Below are 16,630 nucleotides of genomic sequence, written 5' to 3' on the forward strand. Positions count from 1 at the left end.
ACTTCACGTCATTTCACAAAAAAGGTGCTGAAAACTCAGCACCTTACTTTGGCAATATTTTATATCTTATAAAGATATTTAATGATTAGTCCAACCATTCAGTGTGGAAAACACCTTCTTTATCAGTACGCTTGTAAGTATGCGCACCAAAGTAATCACGTTGTGCCTGAATCAGGTTAGCCGGCAATACAGCAGAACGATAACTGTCGTAATAAGAGATTGCAGCAGAGAATGTTGGTGTTGGGATACCATTCTGCACACCGTAAGAAATAACATCACGCAGAGCTTGCTGATATTCATCTGCGATTTGTTTGAAGTATGGCGCTAAAAGCAGGTTAGCGATAGCTGAGTTTTCATTGTATGCATCGGTGATTTTTTGCAAGAATTGCGCGCGAATAATACAACCAGCACGGAAGATCTTAGCAATTTCGCCATAGTTCAGATCCCAGTTGTACTCATCCGATGCCGCTTTCAACTGCTGGAAGCCTTGCGCATAAGAAACAATCTTACCCAAATACAGAGCACGGCGGACTTTCTCGATAAATTCAGCCTTATCTCCATTGAATGGCTGAACTTCTGGGCCTGACAGAACTTTGGATGCAGCTACGCGCTGATCTTTCAGGGAAGAGATATAGCGTGCAAAGACAGATTCCGTGATGAGTGTCACCGGAATACCCAGATCCAACGAGCTTTGGCTAGTCCACTTACCGGTGCCTTTGTTGGCCGCTTCATCCAGAATCACGTCAACCAGATATTTCCCGTCTTCATCTTGCTTACGGAAAATGTCGGCAGTAATTTCGATCAAGTAGCTACTGAGTTCACCTTGGTTCCAATCGCTGAACACTTCAGCCAACTCCTGATTGCTCAGGTTCAATGCGCTTTTCAACAGAGAATAGGCTTCTGCAATTAACTGCATATCACCATATTCAATACCATTGTGAACCATCTTCACATAATGACCTGCACCATCTGCCCCGATGTAAGTCACACAAGGTTCGCCATCAGCCTGAGCAGCGATCTCTTTCAGAATTGGAGCCACCAACTCATAAGCCTCTTTTTGACCACCTGGCATAATTGAAGGGCCTTTCAATGCACCTTCTTCACCACCAGAAACTCCCGTACCGATAAAATTAATGCCCTGAGCAGACAACTCACGGTTACGGCGAATAGTATCCTGAAAATAGGTGTTGCCACCATCGATCAGAATGTCACCCTTATCCAAATGTGGCATCAGTGATGCAATGGTTTTATCCGTAGCTTCACCCGCCTTAACCATCAACAGAATACGACGTGGCTTTTCCAGCGAATCGACAAACTCTTCAATGGAATAACTTGGAACTAATTTTTTCCCTGGATTTTCAGCAATAACTTCATCTGTTTTATCGCTGGAGCGGTTAAAAATAGATACAGAGTAACCACGGCTTTCAATATTCAACGCCAGGTTGCGCCCCATTACCGCCATACCGACAACACCGATCTGCTGTTTGGACATGAATAACTCCCGTCTAATAATGACTACCACCCACCCAAGATGCTATACGTAATACCAAATGTAATACATACCGTATGCAACAAAACAGAGCAGGCAATTTGTTAATGAAGTCACATGTTAACTCAGGAATGGCCATTGACGGTAGTTATTGATGCAATCGATATCGGCGTGACGTTTTTTTGCTGAAAAAATTTCCAACTGAGACAAATCAACTATTGATATTTCGCACTTCAATACGCATTATTTAATAGTCGGCAAATGCCGTCCCACTAAAAGGTAAAACAAATTATATGGAATGGATCGCTGATCCGACGATATGGGCAGGTCTGGCCACACTTATCGTTTTAGAAATTGTTCTCGGAATAGACAACTTAATATTCATCGCCATTCTGGCAGATAAACTACCTGAAAAAGAGAGAGATAAAGCTCGCCTGACAGGGCTTTCCTGCGCCCTTCTTATGAGGATACTGCTGTTATTCAGCTTATCCTGGCTCATTTCCCTGACTAATCCATTGGTTACTTTATGGGAACACCCTTTCAGTGCCCGTGATTTAATTATGTTGATAGGGGGGATCTTCTTGCTGTTCAAAGCAACAATGGAATTGAATGAACGGTTAGAAGGAAAAACCTTGCATACTAACCAACAACGCAAAGAAGCTGGCTTCTGGGCGGTTGTTGTGCAAATTATCGTCTTAGATGCGGTATTTTCTCTGGATTCCGTTATCACCGCCGTAGGAATGGTCAACCACATTGGTATCATGATTGCGGCTGTAACCATTGCCATGATCCTGATGATATGGGCCAGCAAACCGCTGACAAAATTTGTCAATGCGCATCCCACAATCGTGATCCTGTGTCTCAGTTTCTTGCTAATGATCGGCTTTAGCCTGGTTGCAGAAGGCTTTGGCTATCATATTCCGAAAGGCTATCTCTATGCTGCCATCGGCTTCTCCATCATGATTGAAGCACTGAACCAGTTCGCTCAGTTCAATCGCCGCAAATTCTTGAGCGCTTCCCGCTCCCTGCGCGAAAGAACCGCAGAAGCTGTTCTTCACATTTTAAATGGCAAACGTGAAAACGCTGCGTTGGATAACCATACTTCTGACCTGATTGCAGATCATACAGATAACAAAGAAATCTTTGAGCCCCAGGAACGCCAGATGATTGCCCGCGTTCTCAGCATGGCACAACGTACCGTCAGTAGCATCATGACTTCACGCCATGATGTGATTTATCTTGATGTCCATTCCCCTACGGAAAAATTGACTACCTTACTGGAACAAAAACCACATACGCGAATTGTAGTTACAGATGAACAGAGTGGTGACGAACCACTTGGCGTGGTACATGTGATTGATATCCTTAATCAACAACTGACTCACAATACTTTCGATTTAAAGAAGTTAGTCCAGCAACCGTTGATTTTCCCAGAATCGCTCTCCTTGCTACAGGCACTGGAACAGTTCCGTAAAGCGCAAACTCATTTTGCCTTTGTTGTCGATGAATTCGGTTCTGTTGAAGGGGTGGTTACGGTAACTGATGTGATGGAAACCATTACAGGTAATCTTCCTGTAGGTAGCGGAGATATCGATGCTCGCCATGATATTCAGGTTATGGAAGAGGGATATTGGATCGCCAATGGATTTATGCCACTGGAAGATTTGGTGCTTTATGTGCCACTGCCACTGGATGAAAAACGGGAATACCAGACACTAGCAGGCTTGTTGATGGAACATCTGCAACACATTCCACAACAAGGCGAGCAATTGAAGATTAGTGACTATCTGTTTGAAGCATTAGAAATCACCAGCCACCGCATCAATAAAGTGAAAATTACCCCACTAACCGTGGCAGAAGAGGTGGAAATATAATCCACGATCTTAAAACAACACCATCGAACTATATTAGCTACGAACTATATTAGCTACTGAGAAAAAACCGGCATAAGGCCGGTTTTTTTATTCCTATAAGTTTTATCAGTTTCATTTAATTTTTAAAGTATTTGTTCATGATTACCCTAAGTACAATAAACCCGTTCAATAGTAGTTAGCGGAGATGTCACACCGCCTTCATATGGCCCAAGAGCTCTACAAAATATCTCTTGTGGCTGGGTTAGCAATACACCTATTTATTGTTGATACAGTGAGGGTTTATATGAGTACAAAATATATTGCATTATTGACACAGGCCGGCACAGAAAAACTGGAAAAAGCGGCTTCATCAGGTATCAAACTTGAAATTACCCATATGGCTGTAGGTGATGGTGGTGGCAGTTCACCCACACCCAATGTCAACCAGTCCGGATTGGTTAACGAAAAACATCGCGCTGAACTTGATGCCTTACTCGTCAATCCCCAAACACCCGGCCAAGTTATCGCCGAACAAATACTTCCTGAAGGTGAAGGTAATTGGTGGGTTCGTGAAATTGGCCTATTCGATAAAGATGGCACATTGATTGCGGTAGGAAATTGTGCCGAACTCTACAAACCAGAATCTCAGGAACAAGCTATCCGCATGGCTCTAACGGTTAGCAACAGTGGCCTGACAGGATGGATAAAAGAACTGCTTTCCGGTTTTGCATCTCGCAGTTATGTGAGAGAAAAAATTAAAGAACACGCCGAAAGCCGTGACCACCCAAGCGCTACCTTAGGAAAAAAAGGATTTGTTGCGTTAAGTAATGAAGTAGACAGTGACAGCGAAGTTCATGCTGCAACGCCCAAGGCAATAAAAACAGCATATGAATTAGCCAATCACGCCAATGAATCGGTTAATTCGATACTATCGACAAATAAATATGTACCATCAACGCGCAAAGTTAATGGTAAGGAGCTGTCCAAAGATATTGAACTGACAGCAACGGATGTCGGTGCCTATGACAAAATTCAAACAGACTCCCTTGTCGATGGAGTCAATCAAACGGCCAATAAAGCACTTGATCAGGTAAACACTAAGGTTCCACTATCCCGTAAAATCAACGGAAAAGAGCTGATAACCGATATCGGAATTACCGCACATGATGTGAATGCCTACACCAGACAGGAGGTCGATGGGCTTATCTCAAACGTTGATAAATCGGCTAACACGGCTAATGAGAATGCCAACGAAGCCCTTAAACAGTTGGATAAGAAAGTCCCATCAAACCGCAAGATCAACAACAAAGAGTTGCTAACAGACATCCAATTAACAGCAAATGATGTTGGTACTTACGATAAGAAAGAAATTGATGATCGAATCAACACGGTTCAGCAAGCTGCTGACACTGCCAATAACAACGCCAATACTGCTATTCAAGAGATTGGCAAAAAAGTTCCAGAATCCCGCAAAATCAATAATAAAGAGTTAACAACCGATATTGAATTGGATGCGGCTGATGTCGGTACTTACAATAAAGTAGAAATCGATGATCGTATCGGTAATGTTGAGAAGCTAACGGAAACGGCCAATAACAACGCCAATACGGCTATTCAAGATGCTAAGAACAAAGTCCCTGAATCCCGCAAAATCAATGGCAAAGAGCTATTTTCTGACATTGAATTACGCGCAGTTGATGTTGGTGCCTATGGCAAAGAAGAAACTGATGCCATCATCAAAGATGTCAAAGTACAGATCGATAATGTTAATAACCTAGCTGAAAGCGCTAATAACCATGCCAGTACCGCAGCCCAAGACGCTAAGAGTAAGATCCCGTTAACTCGTAAGGTCAATGGTAAAGAGCTGTCAGCAGATATTCAACTGACCGCAGCGGATATTGATACCTATAACAAAGCCGAGATTGATGACCGTGTTAGCAAGGTTGACAAACTGGCAGAAACTGCCAATCAGCAGGCAAATGACGCTCTTCAACGTGTTAATAACAGCGTCCCATCAACTCTCAAAGTTAATGGCAAAGAACTGTTAACTGATATTGAGCTAACTGCGGCTGATGTTGGTACTTATAACAAAGTGGAAATCGATGACCGTGTCGGTAAAGTTGACAAACTGGCAGACACTGCCAATAGCAATGCCAATACTGCTATTAAAGATGCTAATAGCAAAGTCCCGTTAACCCGTAAAATCAATGGCAAGGAACTGACAACGGATATTGAACTGACGGCATCCGATATTCATGCTTACAATCAAAAGGAAACGGATGATCTTATCAACGGCGTTAAGGCACAAGTCGACAATGTCCAACAACTGACTAACTCTGCCAATAATAACGCTAATACCGCCATTAAAGAGCTTGACAAAAAAGTCCCAGCATCCCGCAAAATCAATGGAAAAGAACTGTCAGCAGATATTCAATTGACTGCTGAGGATGTTGATGCCTATAACAAAGGCGAAACTGACGCCCAAATTAAGGATGTCAAGGCCCTGGCAGATATTGCCAATCAGCGTGCAAATGACGCCCTTAAAGGTGTTGGTAACAGTGTCCCATCAACTCTCAAAGTTAATGGCAAAGAACTGTTAACTGATATTGAGCTGACTGCGGCTGATGTTGGTACTTATAACAAAGTGGAAATCGATGATCGTATCGGTAAGGTTGATAAGCTGGCAGAATCTGCCTATAACAAAGCCGAGACAGCGAGTAAAGATGCCAATAACAAAGTGCCATCAACTCGTAAAGTGAATGGCAAAGAACTGTCAACTGATATTGAGCTAAATGCCGCTGATGTTGGTACTTACAATAAATCGGAACTCGATGATAATATTGGCAAAGTTGAAAAACTGGCTGATGCCGCCAGTCAGACAGCGAATTCTGCTGTTCAACTTGCTGACAGCAAAGTGCCATCAACCCGTAAAGTAAACGGCAAAGAACTGTCAACAGATATTGAACTCACTGCCGCCAATGTAGATGCCTATAACAAGACGGAGATCAACATCCTTATCGATGAAGTTAAGGAGACAGCCAATAATGCCTATAACACTGCCGAGCACAAAGTCCCATTGACTCGCACTGTGAATGGCAAAGCCCTGCTCTCCGATATTAATCTGACTGCCTCTGATGTAAATGCTTATACTAAAGTAGAGGTAGAAAATCGCCTTGAAGATATTAAGGATCTGGCAAATAAAGCTAATAACAATGCTGACAGCCGAGTCCCACTCATACGCACTGTGAATGGCAAAGCCCTATTATCCGATATTAAACTTACCGCTTCTGATGTAGGGGCTTATAGCAAAGTAGAGGTTGATACTCGCATTAGCAAAGTTGAAACATTAGCGAGTGATGCCAATGCCAATGCAATAGCAGCAAAAGCTGATGCTGATAGCCGACTGGCGAAAAGTAAAAACGGGGCGGATATTCCTGATAAACCGGCCTTTGTAAGAAATTTAGGCCTGGGTAATCTGCTTGGATTAGGTATTGAGTCACGTCGAATCATGGATGAGCACACCATCATCAAGCTGGGTGAGATATTCGTGATAAATGGAGTCGCGGTCGGTAGTGAACCTATTGGGGATTCTCATGCATCCGAGATCGGCGGTGTAACTTATTATACCCACTTCTACAAAATCAAACTGCCCACTACCTTGCCAAACGGCATTATCTCATGCCAGGCAAGTGTTGTCGGAGATAATTTTGATAATCAACGCCCCAGTTATCTGGCTGATGTCAAAACACAACGAGGCAATTCAAACGGGGATGGTTTGTCGAAGGATACCTTAACAATATCTATCACGACGCCTCAATCAGGTTGGGTTCCGAACTTCTATTATCAGGTTGTAGGATACTAATAGAAACAGTAAGTTCAACACTAATCCATCATTTTAAAATGGAATAGTTTCGTTATAACCCTCAGTAAAATAGGTGATCGCCAAAGCGATCACCTATTTTTTATTCAATTGATCTTCCAGCACTTTAATGTTTTCATTGCTGATGTTATTTTCGATCCAATCTTTGATAGATTTTTTGGCCTTCTTCTGTAATTCATCGCGCAACATGGATTCTACATTCAACTCATATTGCAGCTTATTCCAGTCACCATAAACCCTCAGTGGAATTTTTAACTGCGCCAAACGACGTACAAACTCATTCTGCTTGCCCCATCCACTGGTTAATTGCACCCATAATGAAACATCGGTGTTTTGTTTTAGTAAATTAGCTTTCCCCTGCCCTTTAATATTGAACATGCCTGAAGTTGCCGCAAGTTCACTGATTTTAATCTCACCACTCTCCAGTTGTGCGTTTACTGACATGCTCTTAGCTTCAGTAAAATCATCTGTATTTGTAGGTTGGCTGACTTGATCTGTTGCCCGTGCAAAAGATTGTTGAATAAGCTGAGGAATATTCAATCCTTCCAACCGCGCGTTTTTTAAGTCGATATTCAAATCACCTTGCCAATAATGAGAAATAGCATACTCGTCATAACCTTCTCCCAAAAGATCACCATCGACATTAAGCTGACCGCTGAATATCGATGGTAATGCCAATGCAGTTAATAAAGGTTGTATCTCAATCCCTTGCAAGAGCGGCTTTGTGTGCAGTTTTGCAGGAACAACCGTGGCATCAATTGAAGTCGGTAGCGCAAAATGTCCACCAAACACATTGCCACTCAGTTTTGTGATTTCCGTCAGGCCACTGTTATTACTCGCTTGCAGGCCAAAATGATTAACATCCATGCCCTGATAAATGAATTTATCTGCCGTAAATGAGATATCAGCATCAAATCCTTGCAAAAAGGTAAGATCATAGTTAGATAATACCGAAACCGACGTTGCAATCACCGGTTTTAAGGAATTATTTTCAACCCGATAATCATGCTTTGCCTGAGGTGTCTTTTTCGGTAACGTATCCCACCCCAACAAGTTATCCAAATTGAACTTTGGCGAACTCAGATTGATGAAATATCGCGGCTTATCTTGCAAAACGGCAGTAATATCCCCTTTAAGCTCATTCCCATCATTTACCGTCAATGCCATTTCTTGCAGCGCGATTGATTCAGGTGCAGCCCGATATTTCACTATGGCACTCCCCGTTCCTTGGATACCCGTAGACGGTAACCCAATTCCCTGAAATTGGTATTCAAAGGAATTAATATCGGCCAATAGCTGCTGTGGATAATCAGAGATATCTATCGACGAATTGAGTTCAAATGAAAGCTCTTGCTGATTTTTATTGATTTTACTGCTAAGGCTAAGGCTAACGTGATCTTGATCACTCCGCTCCAACAATAAATTGAGATCACGGGCATTTAATTGGGAATGCGCGTTGGTTTGCCAGATCAATAAGCTGTCCGCTAACCTGATTCTGGCAATATCCAGTTTCCAGGCTTGACTTCCCGTAACAATTGGATAATGAATATCGCCTTCCGGCGCAATTGGGGCTTCTGGCTGCTCTTGCGGCCGGCTATCCGGTGTAAACCGCAAGACGGCCCCTTTCATCATCACCTCTTTGACTGAAAGATGATGAGATAACAGTGGTAGCAGCTCCACATCCAAACGCATATTTTCTGCCACAATTGTTGGCATCTTAGCATTCTTAGCGGTCAAAGAAACCTCACCGGTCAGAATGCTTAACCTTGGCCAAACATGCCAACGCAAGTCATCCTGCAACACGAGCTGGTAACCACTCTTCTTTTGTACTTGTTTGACTATGTAGCCACGAAAATCATTTGGGTTAACTAGCATAACCAATGTAGTTAAGCCAGCAACAATGACTACCAGCAAAATAATGAGTGTCGTCAACAATCTTTTCATGACTTCCCCAGTTCCATGCTCACAAGAAGACTATTTTTCACCAGAAAGCCTTACCAGAAAAGATTAATCCTCACTGATTCGGCTACCTACGGCTCCCTGCTGATTTTTATATTTAGCATCCTGACGTCGGTTATAAGGCCGCTCAGCAGAGCCAGAAAGCGGTTCAAAGCTTAATGCCCCTATCACCATACCAGGACGCAAGGCTAAAGGCAGTTTGCCTGAATTATAGAATTCTAGAACAATTTGCCCGTGCCAGCCTGGATCAATGCGGTGCGCAGTAACATGAACCATCAAACCGAGGCGTGCCAAAGATGAGCGACCATCCAACCAACCGACCAAATTATCAGGCAGTGTGACAGATTCCAACGTTACTGCCAAAGCCAATTCACCAGGATGGAGGAAAAATGCTTCTTCATCCGACAAAGTAATTTCATCGCTCATGACACGGTCAAGTGCCGCATTGACTTCCGCCTTAGGACCACTCAGATCAATATAGGCGGCAGTATGACCACGAAAAACACGAAACTGATTCCCAAGGCGCACATCAGCAGTTGCCCCATTAATGCGTTCAACAGGGGGACAAGGAGTAATTACCAGCTTACCTTCATCTAGCCATTTAATAATGTCACGGTCACAGAGTCGCATTATTTCCTCTCAAATACGATGATACTTATGAATACCTGAACAACAGATTATTCGCAAAATTGGCCAATCTTGGCTTTTAATATATCAATGGCCACGCGATTTTTACCACCACGAGGCACAATAATATCGGCATATTGTTTCGATGGTTCAATAAATTGCAAGAACATTGGGCGCACGGTTTTCTTGTACTGTTCCATCACGCAATCTAATGAACGCCCGCGGTCATTCACATCACGTTTGATACGGCGCATTAAACAAGTATCCAATGGTGTATCGACAAAAATGGAGAAATCCAGTTCTTGACGTAAACGCTTATCTGTTAATAGTAGAATACCTTCGAGGATAATAACTCTTTTCGGTTCAAAATGGATGGATTCAGGTTTGCGGGTGTGCTCAACGTAGTCATATTGTGGCAATTCAATGGATTTTCCCACTTTCAATGCCTGAAGATGTTCGAATAGTAAATTGTGATCCATTGAATTTGGGTGATCATAATTGACTTTATAACGTTCTTCTATCGGGGTGTTAGTTTGGTCTTTATAATAGCAATCTTCTGGAATAACGCCGATATTGTGATCACCAACTTGATCCCGTAATTCTCGATAAAGTGTGCTGGCAATAAGGCTTTTGCCTGAGGCGGAGGCACCTGAAATACCTACGATTGTACACTTATGTGCTTCATCAGCCATACTAAAATAACCTGGTTAAAAAAAGAAAAAATAAAGTAGAAATATGGTATTCACTAACACCATGTTTGGCAGATTATAGGGAGTTAATGACTTCTATTCCAGAGTAAACAAGATAAGTCTCGTTTTTTTTGATATGTTTCGGGTAAAAGTTCCGCAATTTTATTCATCTAGTGGAAAATATCCCATAAATAATTTTCACATAAATGAGCAATGGCTCTCTGGTGATTGAGATGTCATGTTGTAGTAAAAATATAGAAAACATTGAGCCCTGATCAATGACTCGATATCAGCAGAGCCATTGATCAACATTTCCTACACAACCGCTGTTACTACGGTTAAATTCATTAATCAAACTGCCCGAAAAGAAATTTCAGTTGGGATTTTTTCGCCCTGCCAATACATCTTAGCAGAAATATTGGCAGCAATTTCACGATAAATATCTGCAAATTCACTGTCAGGCTGGCTAATTACCGTTGGTTCACCACGATCGAGATCTTCACGCAGTGAAATATGCAGCGGGATCTGCCCCAGTAACTGGCAATTATATTTCTCTGCCAGTTTTGCCGCCCCACCCGTGCCGAAAATTGGCTCATGATGACCGCAATTACTGCAAATATGGGCACTCATGTTCTCAATAATCCCCAACACTGGCACATTGACTTTCTGGAACATGACGATGCCTTTCATCGCATCGATCAGGGCAATATCTTGCGGGGTTGTAACAACCAAAGCCCCTGTCACCGGAATATTCTGGGACAACGTTAGTTGAATATCTCCTGTCCCTGGCGGCATATCAATCACCAGATAATCCAGATCTGGCCACAGCGTATCTTGCAACATTTGCATCAAGGCCTTGCTTGCCATCGGGCCACGCCATACCATCGCGTTATCATCGGTAACAAGGTAGCCAATGGAGTTGGTTGCAATGCTGTGAACCATAATTGGTGCCATATGCTGCCCATCAGGGGAAGTCGGGCGCTCTTTGGCTGTACCAAGCATATTGGGGATGGATGGGCCATAAATATCCGCATCCAAAATTCCCACTTTTGCACCTTCCTGTGCCAGCGCCAGCGCCAGATTCACCGCTGTGCTGGATTTCCCTACGCCACCTTTTCCTGAACTGACTGCCACGATATTGCGCACGCCATTAACACCAGGCAGATTATTGGCGCGGCGCAATGTGCTAATATCGTGGGTTAATCGCCATTCAACGGATTTTGCCCCCGTCGCAGATTGCAAAGGTTGGGTAGTTTCTTTTTTTAAGATTTCGAAGGCGCGTTTCCAGACAAACGGCATGGTTAATTCAAGATGCAGTATCCCATCTAGCATAGTGCAATGATGCAATGCTTTCAGGGCAATCAAATCTTGTTCTAAGGTCGGATGTTTGAATGTTGTTAATATTTTTACAACATGTTCTTTCAGCAGGTCAGGATTGGTCTGCTCGGGGGATTGTGAGTTCATCCCAGCTCCTTTTGATTTATCTTTTTCAACCTAAAACTGTTTTGGTCATCATAACAGAAGCTAACCACTTAGGATAAAGGCAACGAGTAAAAGTGATGAAGATCTTGCGTTACCCTAGCGGCAACGCTCCTTATCAGGTAACATCAAAAACCCTTTTCACTTTATGGAAGTCAGATCCTAACTATGTCTCAAGTCGCGAACAAATTATTGGTGACCTGTGCGTTACCTTATGCTAACGGTCCAATTCATCTCGGTCATATTCTGGAACACATTCAGGCTGATATTTGGGTTCGTTATCATCGAATGCGCGGCAAAGAGGTTCACTTTGTCTGTGCCGATGATGCCCACGGTACACCAATTATGCTGAAAGCCCAGCAGAGTGGTATCTCTCCAGAAGAGATGATTGCCAAGGTGAGCCTAGAGCATCAGCAGGATTTTGCCGGTTTTGCCATTAGCTATGATAATTACCACTCTACACATAGCGAAGAGAACAGAGCTCTTGCCTCCAAAATTTATCTGGAACTGAAAAAGAACGGTTACATTAAAAACCGGACGATTTCTCAATTGTATGATCCAGAAAAAGGTATGTTCCTGCCAGACCGCTTCGTCAAAGGCTCCTGCCCGAAATGTAAGGCAGAAGATCAGTATGGTGATAACTGTGAAGTCTGCGGAACTACCTATTCTCCGACGGAATTGCTTAATCCTCGTTCTGTTGTTTCTGGAGCAACGCCAGAAATGCGTGATACAGAGCATTTTTTCTTCGATCTGCCTGCTTTCAGCGATATGCTGCAAAAATGGACACGTTCTGGCACTTTGCAGGAACAAGTGGCAAATAAAATGCAGGAGTGGTTCGAAGCTGGGCTGCAACAATGGGATATTACCCGTGATGCACCTTATTTTGGCTTTGAGATCCCTGATCAGCCAGGTAAATATTTCTATGTCTGGCTGGATGCTCCAATTGGCTATATGGGATCGTTCAAAAATCTGTGTGATAAACGTAATGACCTGAATTTCGATGAATTCTGGGAGAAAGATTCCAAAGCCGATCTCTACCATTTTATTGGCAAAGATATCGTTTATTTCCACAGTCTGTTCTGGCCTGCCATGCTGGAAGGCTGTAATTACCGTAAGCCAACCAACCTGTTCGTCCACGGCTACATCACAGTTAACGGCACTAAGATGTCTAAATCTCGGGGCACCTTCATCAAGGCGAGTACTTACCTGAAACACCTTGATGCAGACTGCCTGCGCTATTACTACGCGGCAAAACTCTCTTCCCGCATTGATGATATTGATCTGAATCTGGAAGATTTTGTTCAGCGCGTAAACAGCGATATCGTTAATAAAGTGGTTAATCTTGCTTCGCGCAATGCGGGCTTTATCAACAAGCGCTTTGGGGGCAAACTGGCAGACCAACTCGCTGATCCTGCGCTATACCAGAAGTTTGTCGAAGCTGCACAGGGTATTGCAGAAGACTTTACCAACCGTGAATTCGGCAAGGCAATCCGTGAAATTATGGCACTGGCTGATCTGGCTAACCGCTATGTTGATGAGCAAGCACCGTGGGTTGTGGCGAAACAAGAAGGCCGTGATGCTGATCTGCAAGCAATCTGCTCAATGGGAATTAACCTGTTCCGCGTGCTGATGACTTACCTGAAACCTGTTCTTCCAGGTTTGGCCACACGAGCAGAAGCCTTCCTGAATACTGAACTGACTTGGGATAGCATCCAACAGCCTCTATTAAACCATGACGTTTCACCATTCAAAGCGCTGTTCAACCGCATCGAAATGGCTAAAATTGAGGCAATGGTTGCTGATTCGAAAGAGAGCATCGAACCGCAAAAAACCGTAACAGGCCCATTGGCGGATGATCCAATTCAGGACACCATTGCATTTGATGACTTTGCCAAGGTTGACTTGCGAATCGCCCTAATCAAACAAGCTGATTTTGTCGAAGGTTCAGATAAGTTACTGAAACTAACACTTGATCTCGGTGGTGAGACTCGCCAGGTCTTCTCTGGTATTCGTTCAGCCTATCCTGATCCTAAGGCGCTGGAAAATCGTCTGACTGTGATGGTTGCCAACCTTGCTCCACGCAAAATGCGCTTCGGTATTTCAGAAGGCATGGTGATGGCGGCTGGCCCTGGTGGAAAAGATATTTTCTTGCTAAGCCCAGATAGTGGCGCCCAGCCAGGTATGCAGGTTAAATGATAGTTATGTACCTTTGATAGAATCTTTAATTATCAATTAAATAATAAAGCGGGTTCCAAAAAAGACCCGCTTTTTAATGTGATGTATGGCACATTCACAATGTTAGTCGTATGATAAGACCCTCGTTGTATTGAGGAATTATTGATTATGTCTTTCCAAAATGTGCTGATAATAGGTTGGCAATATCTGCGCGCATTTGCGCTGCTCTATTTGTGCCTGATCGCGGGGAATATTATTTCGGCACTGCTTCCCTTCTCTCTCCCCGGCAGTATTATTGGCTTACTTCTCCTGTTTGGTTTACTCGCATCCCAAATTATTCCCTCACACTGGGTAAAACCAGGCTGTAGCTTATTGATGAAAAACATGACACTGCTCTTTTTGCCCATCGGGGTTGGGATCATGGATTATTACCCACAGCTTAGCCAACAAATGCTCCCCATACTCCTTTCTTGTATCGTTAGCACAGTGATTGTTATGGTCGTCGTTGCTTACAGCTCCCACTATATTCATCGTGAACGTACCATTATTGGGACTCAACAAATGGATACTAGTCAGACGAATACTAAGCAGCAAGAACCCACCTCAACACCAACGAATCCATCACAACAGTTATCACAAGAACCGAAAGAGAAAAAAAAATGTTAAGCCATATTTGGTGGTCACTACCGTTAACCCTGATTGTATTTTACTGCGCTAAAAAGCTGTCAGTACGACTCAAATTGCCTATATTTAATCCGTTATTAATTTCAATGGCCGTTATCATTCCCTTGCTGCTGCTGACTCATACCCCTTACAAACACTATTTTGCCGGTAGCCGGATACTGAACGATTTGCTGCAACCTGCCGTTGTTGCTCTGGCTTTTCCCCTGTATGAACAGCTACATCAAATCCGGGCTCAATGGAAATCCATTATTAGCATCTGTTTTGTGGGCAGCATTGTTGCAATGGTTACAGGGACTGCCATCGCATTATGGGCAGGTGCTACACCTGAGATTGTGGCCTCTATTCTCCCCAAATCCGTGACGACCCCAATCGCTATGGCTGTAGCCGATTCCATTGGTGGCATTCCTGCCATTAGCGCAGCTTGTGTCATTTTGGTCGGTATTTTGGGAGCTATCTTTGGTCACAATCTATTTAACGTTCTAAAAATAAAAACCCAGGCGGCACGGGGATTGGCAATGGGCACAGCATCCCATGCGGTAGGAACAGCTCGCTGTGCAGAAATGGATCATGTTGAAGGTGCATACAGTTCACTGGCCTTAATGACCTGCGGCATTATTACCTCACTGATTGCACCTTTTCTATTTCCAATATTACTGCATCTGTTTGGTTAGCCATTTTATGAATAACCATGGCCTCAGAAGTTACAAGATAGCCATAAAAGGCAAACAAACTAAGATAGCAAAAATTTGACATAAGTTACTTAAATAATGCCTCCATTGCACAATTTCATTAATTATATAATCCTTATCACATTGCAAACCTGAACAAACGTCCTAGAATGACCTTCAATTAATTTGGAGATCATTCTATGCAAACTCGTTTTCACGCTATCTGGTCAGAAATCACACCTGAACTACAAAAAGCCCTATTACCTTATATTGGCAACGACGATTTTCCAGCCATGCTGACAGCAGAGCAAGTGGAGTCAGTCAAACAGCTCAGCGGATTTGATGATCAAACACTAGCATTGGCTTTATTATCACTTGCTGCCGCCTATTCCCTTGCCCCTATTTCCCATTTTTATGTTGGTGCAGTTGCACGGGGAGAAAGTGGTAATCTCTATTTCGGTGCCAATATGGAATTCGCTGGCGTCCCATTGCAGCAAACCGTCCATGCAGAACAATCAGCCATCACTCATGCTTGGCTGCGTGGCGAGAAGAAGCTGGTTGCTATCACTGTCAACTATTCACCTTGCGGCCATTGCCGACAATTTATGAATGAACTGAATAGTGGAACACAATTGGAGGTTTACCTCCCCAATGGTCCACCATTAACTCTGGCCGACTACCTACCAGAAGCTTTTGGCCCACACGATTTAGCCGATACACCATTGTTGCTTGATGAGGTTAATCACGGCTATCAGTTAGCAACCAGTGACGAATTGGTGCAAGCAGCATTGGATGCAGCGAACCGCAGCCATGCACCTTATAGCAAATCCCCTGCTGGAGTTGCTCTGCAAGATGAACAAGGGAAAATTTATACCGGCCGTTATGCAGAAAATGCTGCATTCAACCCAAGCTTACCCCCATTACAGGCAGCACTGATTTTCATGAATATGGCAGGAAGCAATTGTCAATCCATCAAACGGGCAGTATTGGTGGAGGGTGAAAATAGCTATTTATCACAATGGAATGCTACAAAATGCACATTAACTGCTCTCGGTTGTACAAAAGTAGAACGGTATACATTTTGACATGTACATCATCCAATAACATTTTATTAGCTAATTCTGTCT

General features: G+C 43.3%; 11 protein-coding genes. 6 read left to right on the top strand and 5 right to left on the bottom strand.

Annotation, left to right across the window (positions count from 1 at the left end; translation table 11 throughout):
• Window positions 1-85: 85 nt before the first annotated feature.
• On the bottom strand, window positions 86-1,492 hold the full coding sequence (gndA, locus tag Xentx_RS00605) for an NADP-dependent phosphogluconate dehydrogenase (protein WP_074018334.1): 1,407 nt from the start codon (window positions 1,490-1,492) through the stop codon (window positions 86-88).
• A 290-nt stretch (window positions 1,493-1,782) separates the two neighbouring features.
• Here gndA and Xentx_RS00610 point away from each other — a divergent pair, with 290 nt between their 5' ends.
• Together Xentx_RS00610 and Xentx_RS00615 are read left to right on the top strand one after the other, a co-directional pair.
• Window positions 1,783-3,363, top strand: coding sequence for a TerC family protein (locus Xentx_RS00610; protein WP_074018335.1), 1,581 nt, complete (start codon window positions 1,783-1,785; stop codon window positions 3,361-3,363).
• A 283-nt stretch (window positions 3,364-3,646) separates the two neighbouring features.
• Entirely contained in the window at window positions 3,647-7,204 is a 3,558-nt protein-coding gene (locus Xentx_RS00615) for a phage tail protein (RefSeq protein ID WP_074018336.1), read from the top strand.
• A gap of 93 nt (window positions 7,205-7,297) precedes the next feature.
• On the opposite strand, the gene asmA is transcribed toward Xentx_RS00615, so the two are convergent.
• The 4 genes from asmA to apbC all read right to left on the bottom strand — a co-directional run bounded on the left by asmA (window position 7,298) and on the right by apbC (window position 11,961).
• Window positions 7,298-9,166 (bottom strand): outer membrane assembly protein AsmA, encoded by a 1,869-nt coding sequence (asmA, locus tag Xentx_RS00620; RefSeq protein WP_074018337.1) that lies wholly within the window; start codon window positions 9,164-9,166, stop codon window positions 7,298-7,300.
• 63 nt (window positions 9,167-9,229) lie between these two features.
• Window positions 9,230-9,811, bottom strand: coding sequence for a dCTP deaminase (gene dcd / locus Xentx_RS00625; protein ID WP_074018338.1), 582 nt, complete (start codon window positions 9,809-9,811; stop codon window positions 9,230-9,232).
• Between the two features lie 47 nt (window positions 9,812-9,858).
• Window positions 9,859-10,500 carry a uridine kinase gene (gene udk, locus Xentx_RS00630; RefSeq protein ID WP_074018339.1) on the bottom strand — a complete coding sequence of 214 codons (642 nt, stop codon included), beginning with the start codon at window positions 10,498-10,500 and terminating at the stop codon, window positions 9,859-9,861.
• A 348-nt stretch (window positions 10,501-10,848) separates the two neighbouring features.
• The gene (gene apbC / locus Xentx_RS00635) at window positions 10,849-11,961 is read right to left on the bottom strand and encodes an iron-sulfur cluster carrier protein ApbC (RefSeq protein WP_074018340.1); all 1,113 of its coding nucleotides are present in this window, start codon (window positions 11,959-11,961) and stop codon (window positions 10,849-10,851) included.
• A gap of 183 nt (window positions 11,962-12,144) precedes the next feature.
• Here apbC and metG point away from each other — a divergent pair, with 183 nt between their 5' ends.
• The 4 genes from metG (at window position 12,145) to cdd (ending at window position 16,588) form a co-directional block, all read left to right on the top strand.
• Entirely contained in the window at window positions 12,145-14,172 is a 2,028-nt protein-coding gene (metG, locus tag Xentx_RS00640; RefSeq protein ID WP_074018341.1) for a methionine--tRNA ligase, read from the top strand.
• Between the two features lie 147 nt (window positions 14,173-14,319).
• Entirely contained in the window at window positions 14,320-14,817 is a 498-nt protein-coding gene (locus Xentx_RS00645; RefSeq protein ID WP_074018342.1) for a CidA/LrgA family protein, read from the top strand.
• Complete coding sequence (locus Xentx_RS00650) at window positions 14,811-15,506, top strand: CidB/LrgB family autolysis modulator (RefSeq protein WP_074018343.1); 696 nt, start codon at window positions 14,811-14,813, stop codon at window positions 15,504-15,506. The genes Xentx_RS00645 and Xentx_RS00650 overlap by 7 nt, the downstream gene beginning before the upstream one ends.
• Window positions 15,507-15,703: 197 nt before the next feature.
• Window positions 15,704-16,588 (top strand): cytidine deaminase, encoded by an 885-nt coding sequence (cdd, locus tag Xentx_RS00655; RefSeq protein ID WP_074018344.1) that lies wholly within the window; start codon window positions 15,704-15,706, stop codon window positions 16,586-16,588.
• Window positions 16,589-16,630 lie beyond the last annotated feature (42 nt).

It is taken from the genome of Xenorhabdus thuongxuanensis (assembly GCF_001908095.1).
GTDB classification, from domain to species: domain Bacteria; phylum Pseudomonadota; class Gammaproteobacteria; order Enterobacterales; family Enterobacteriaceae; genus Xenorhabdus; species Xenorhabdus thuongxuanensis.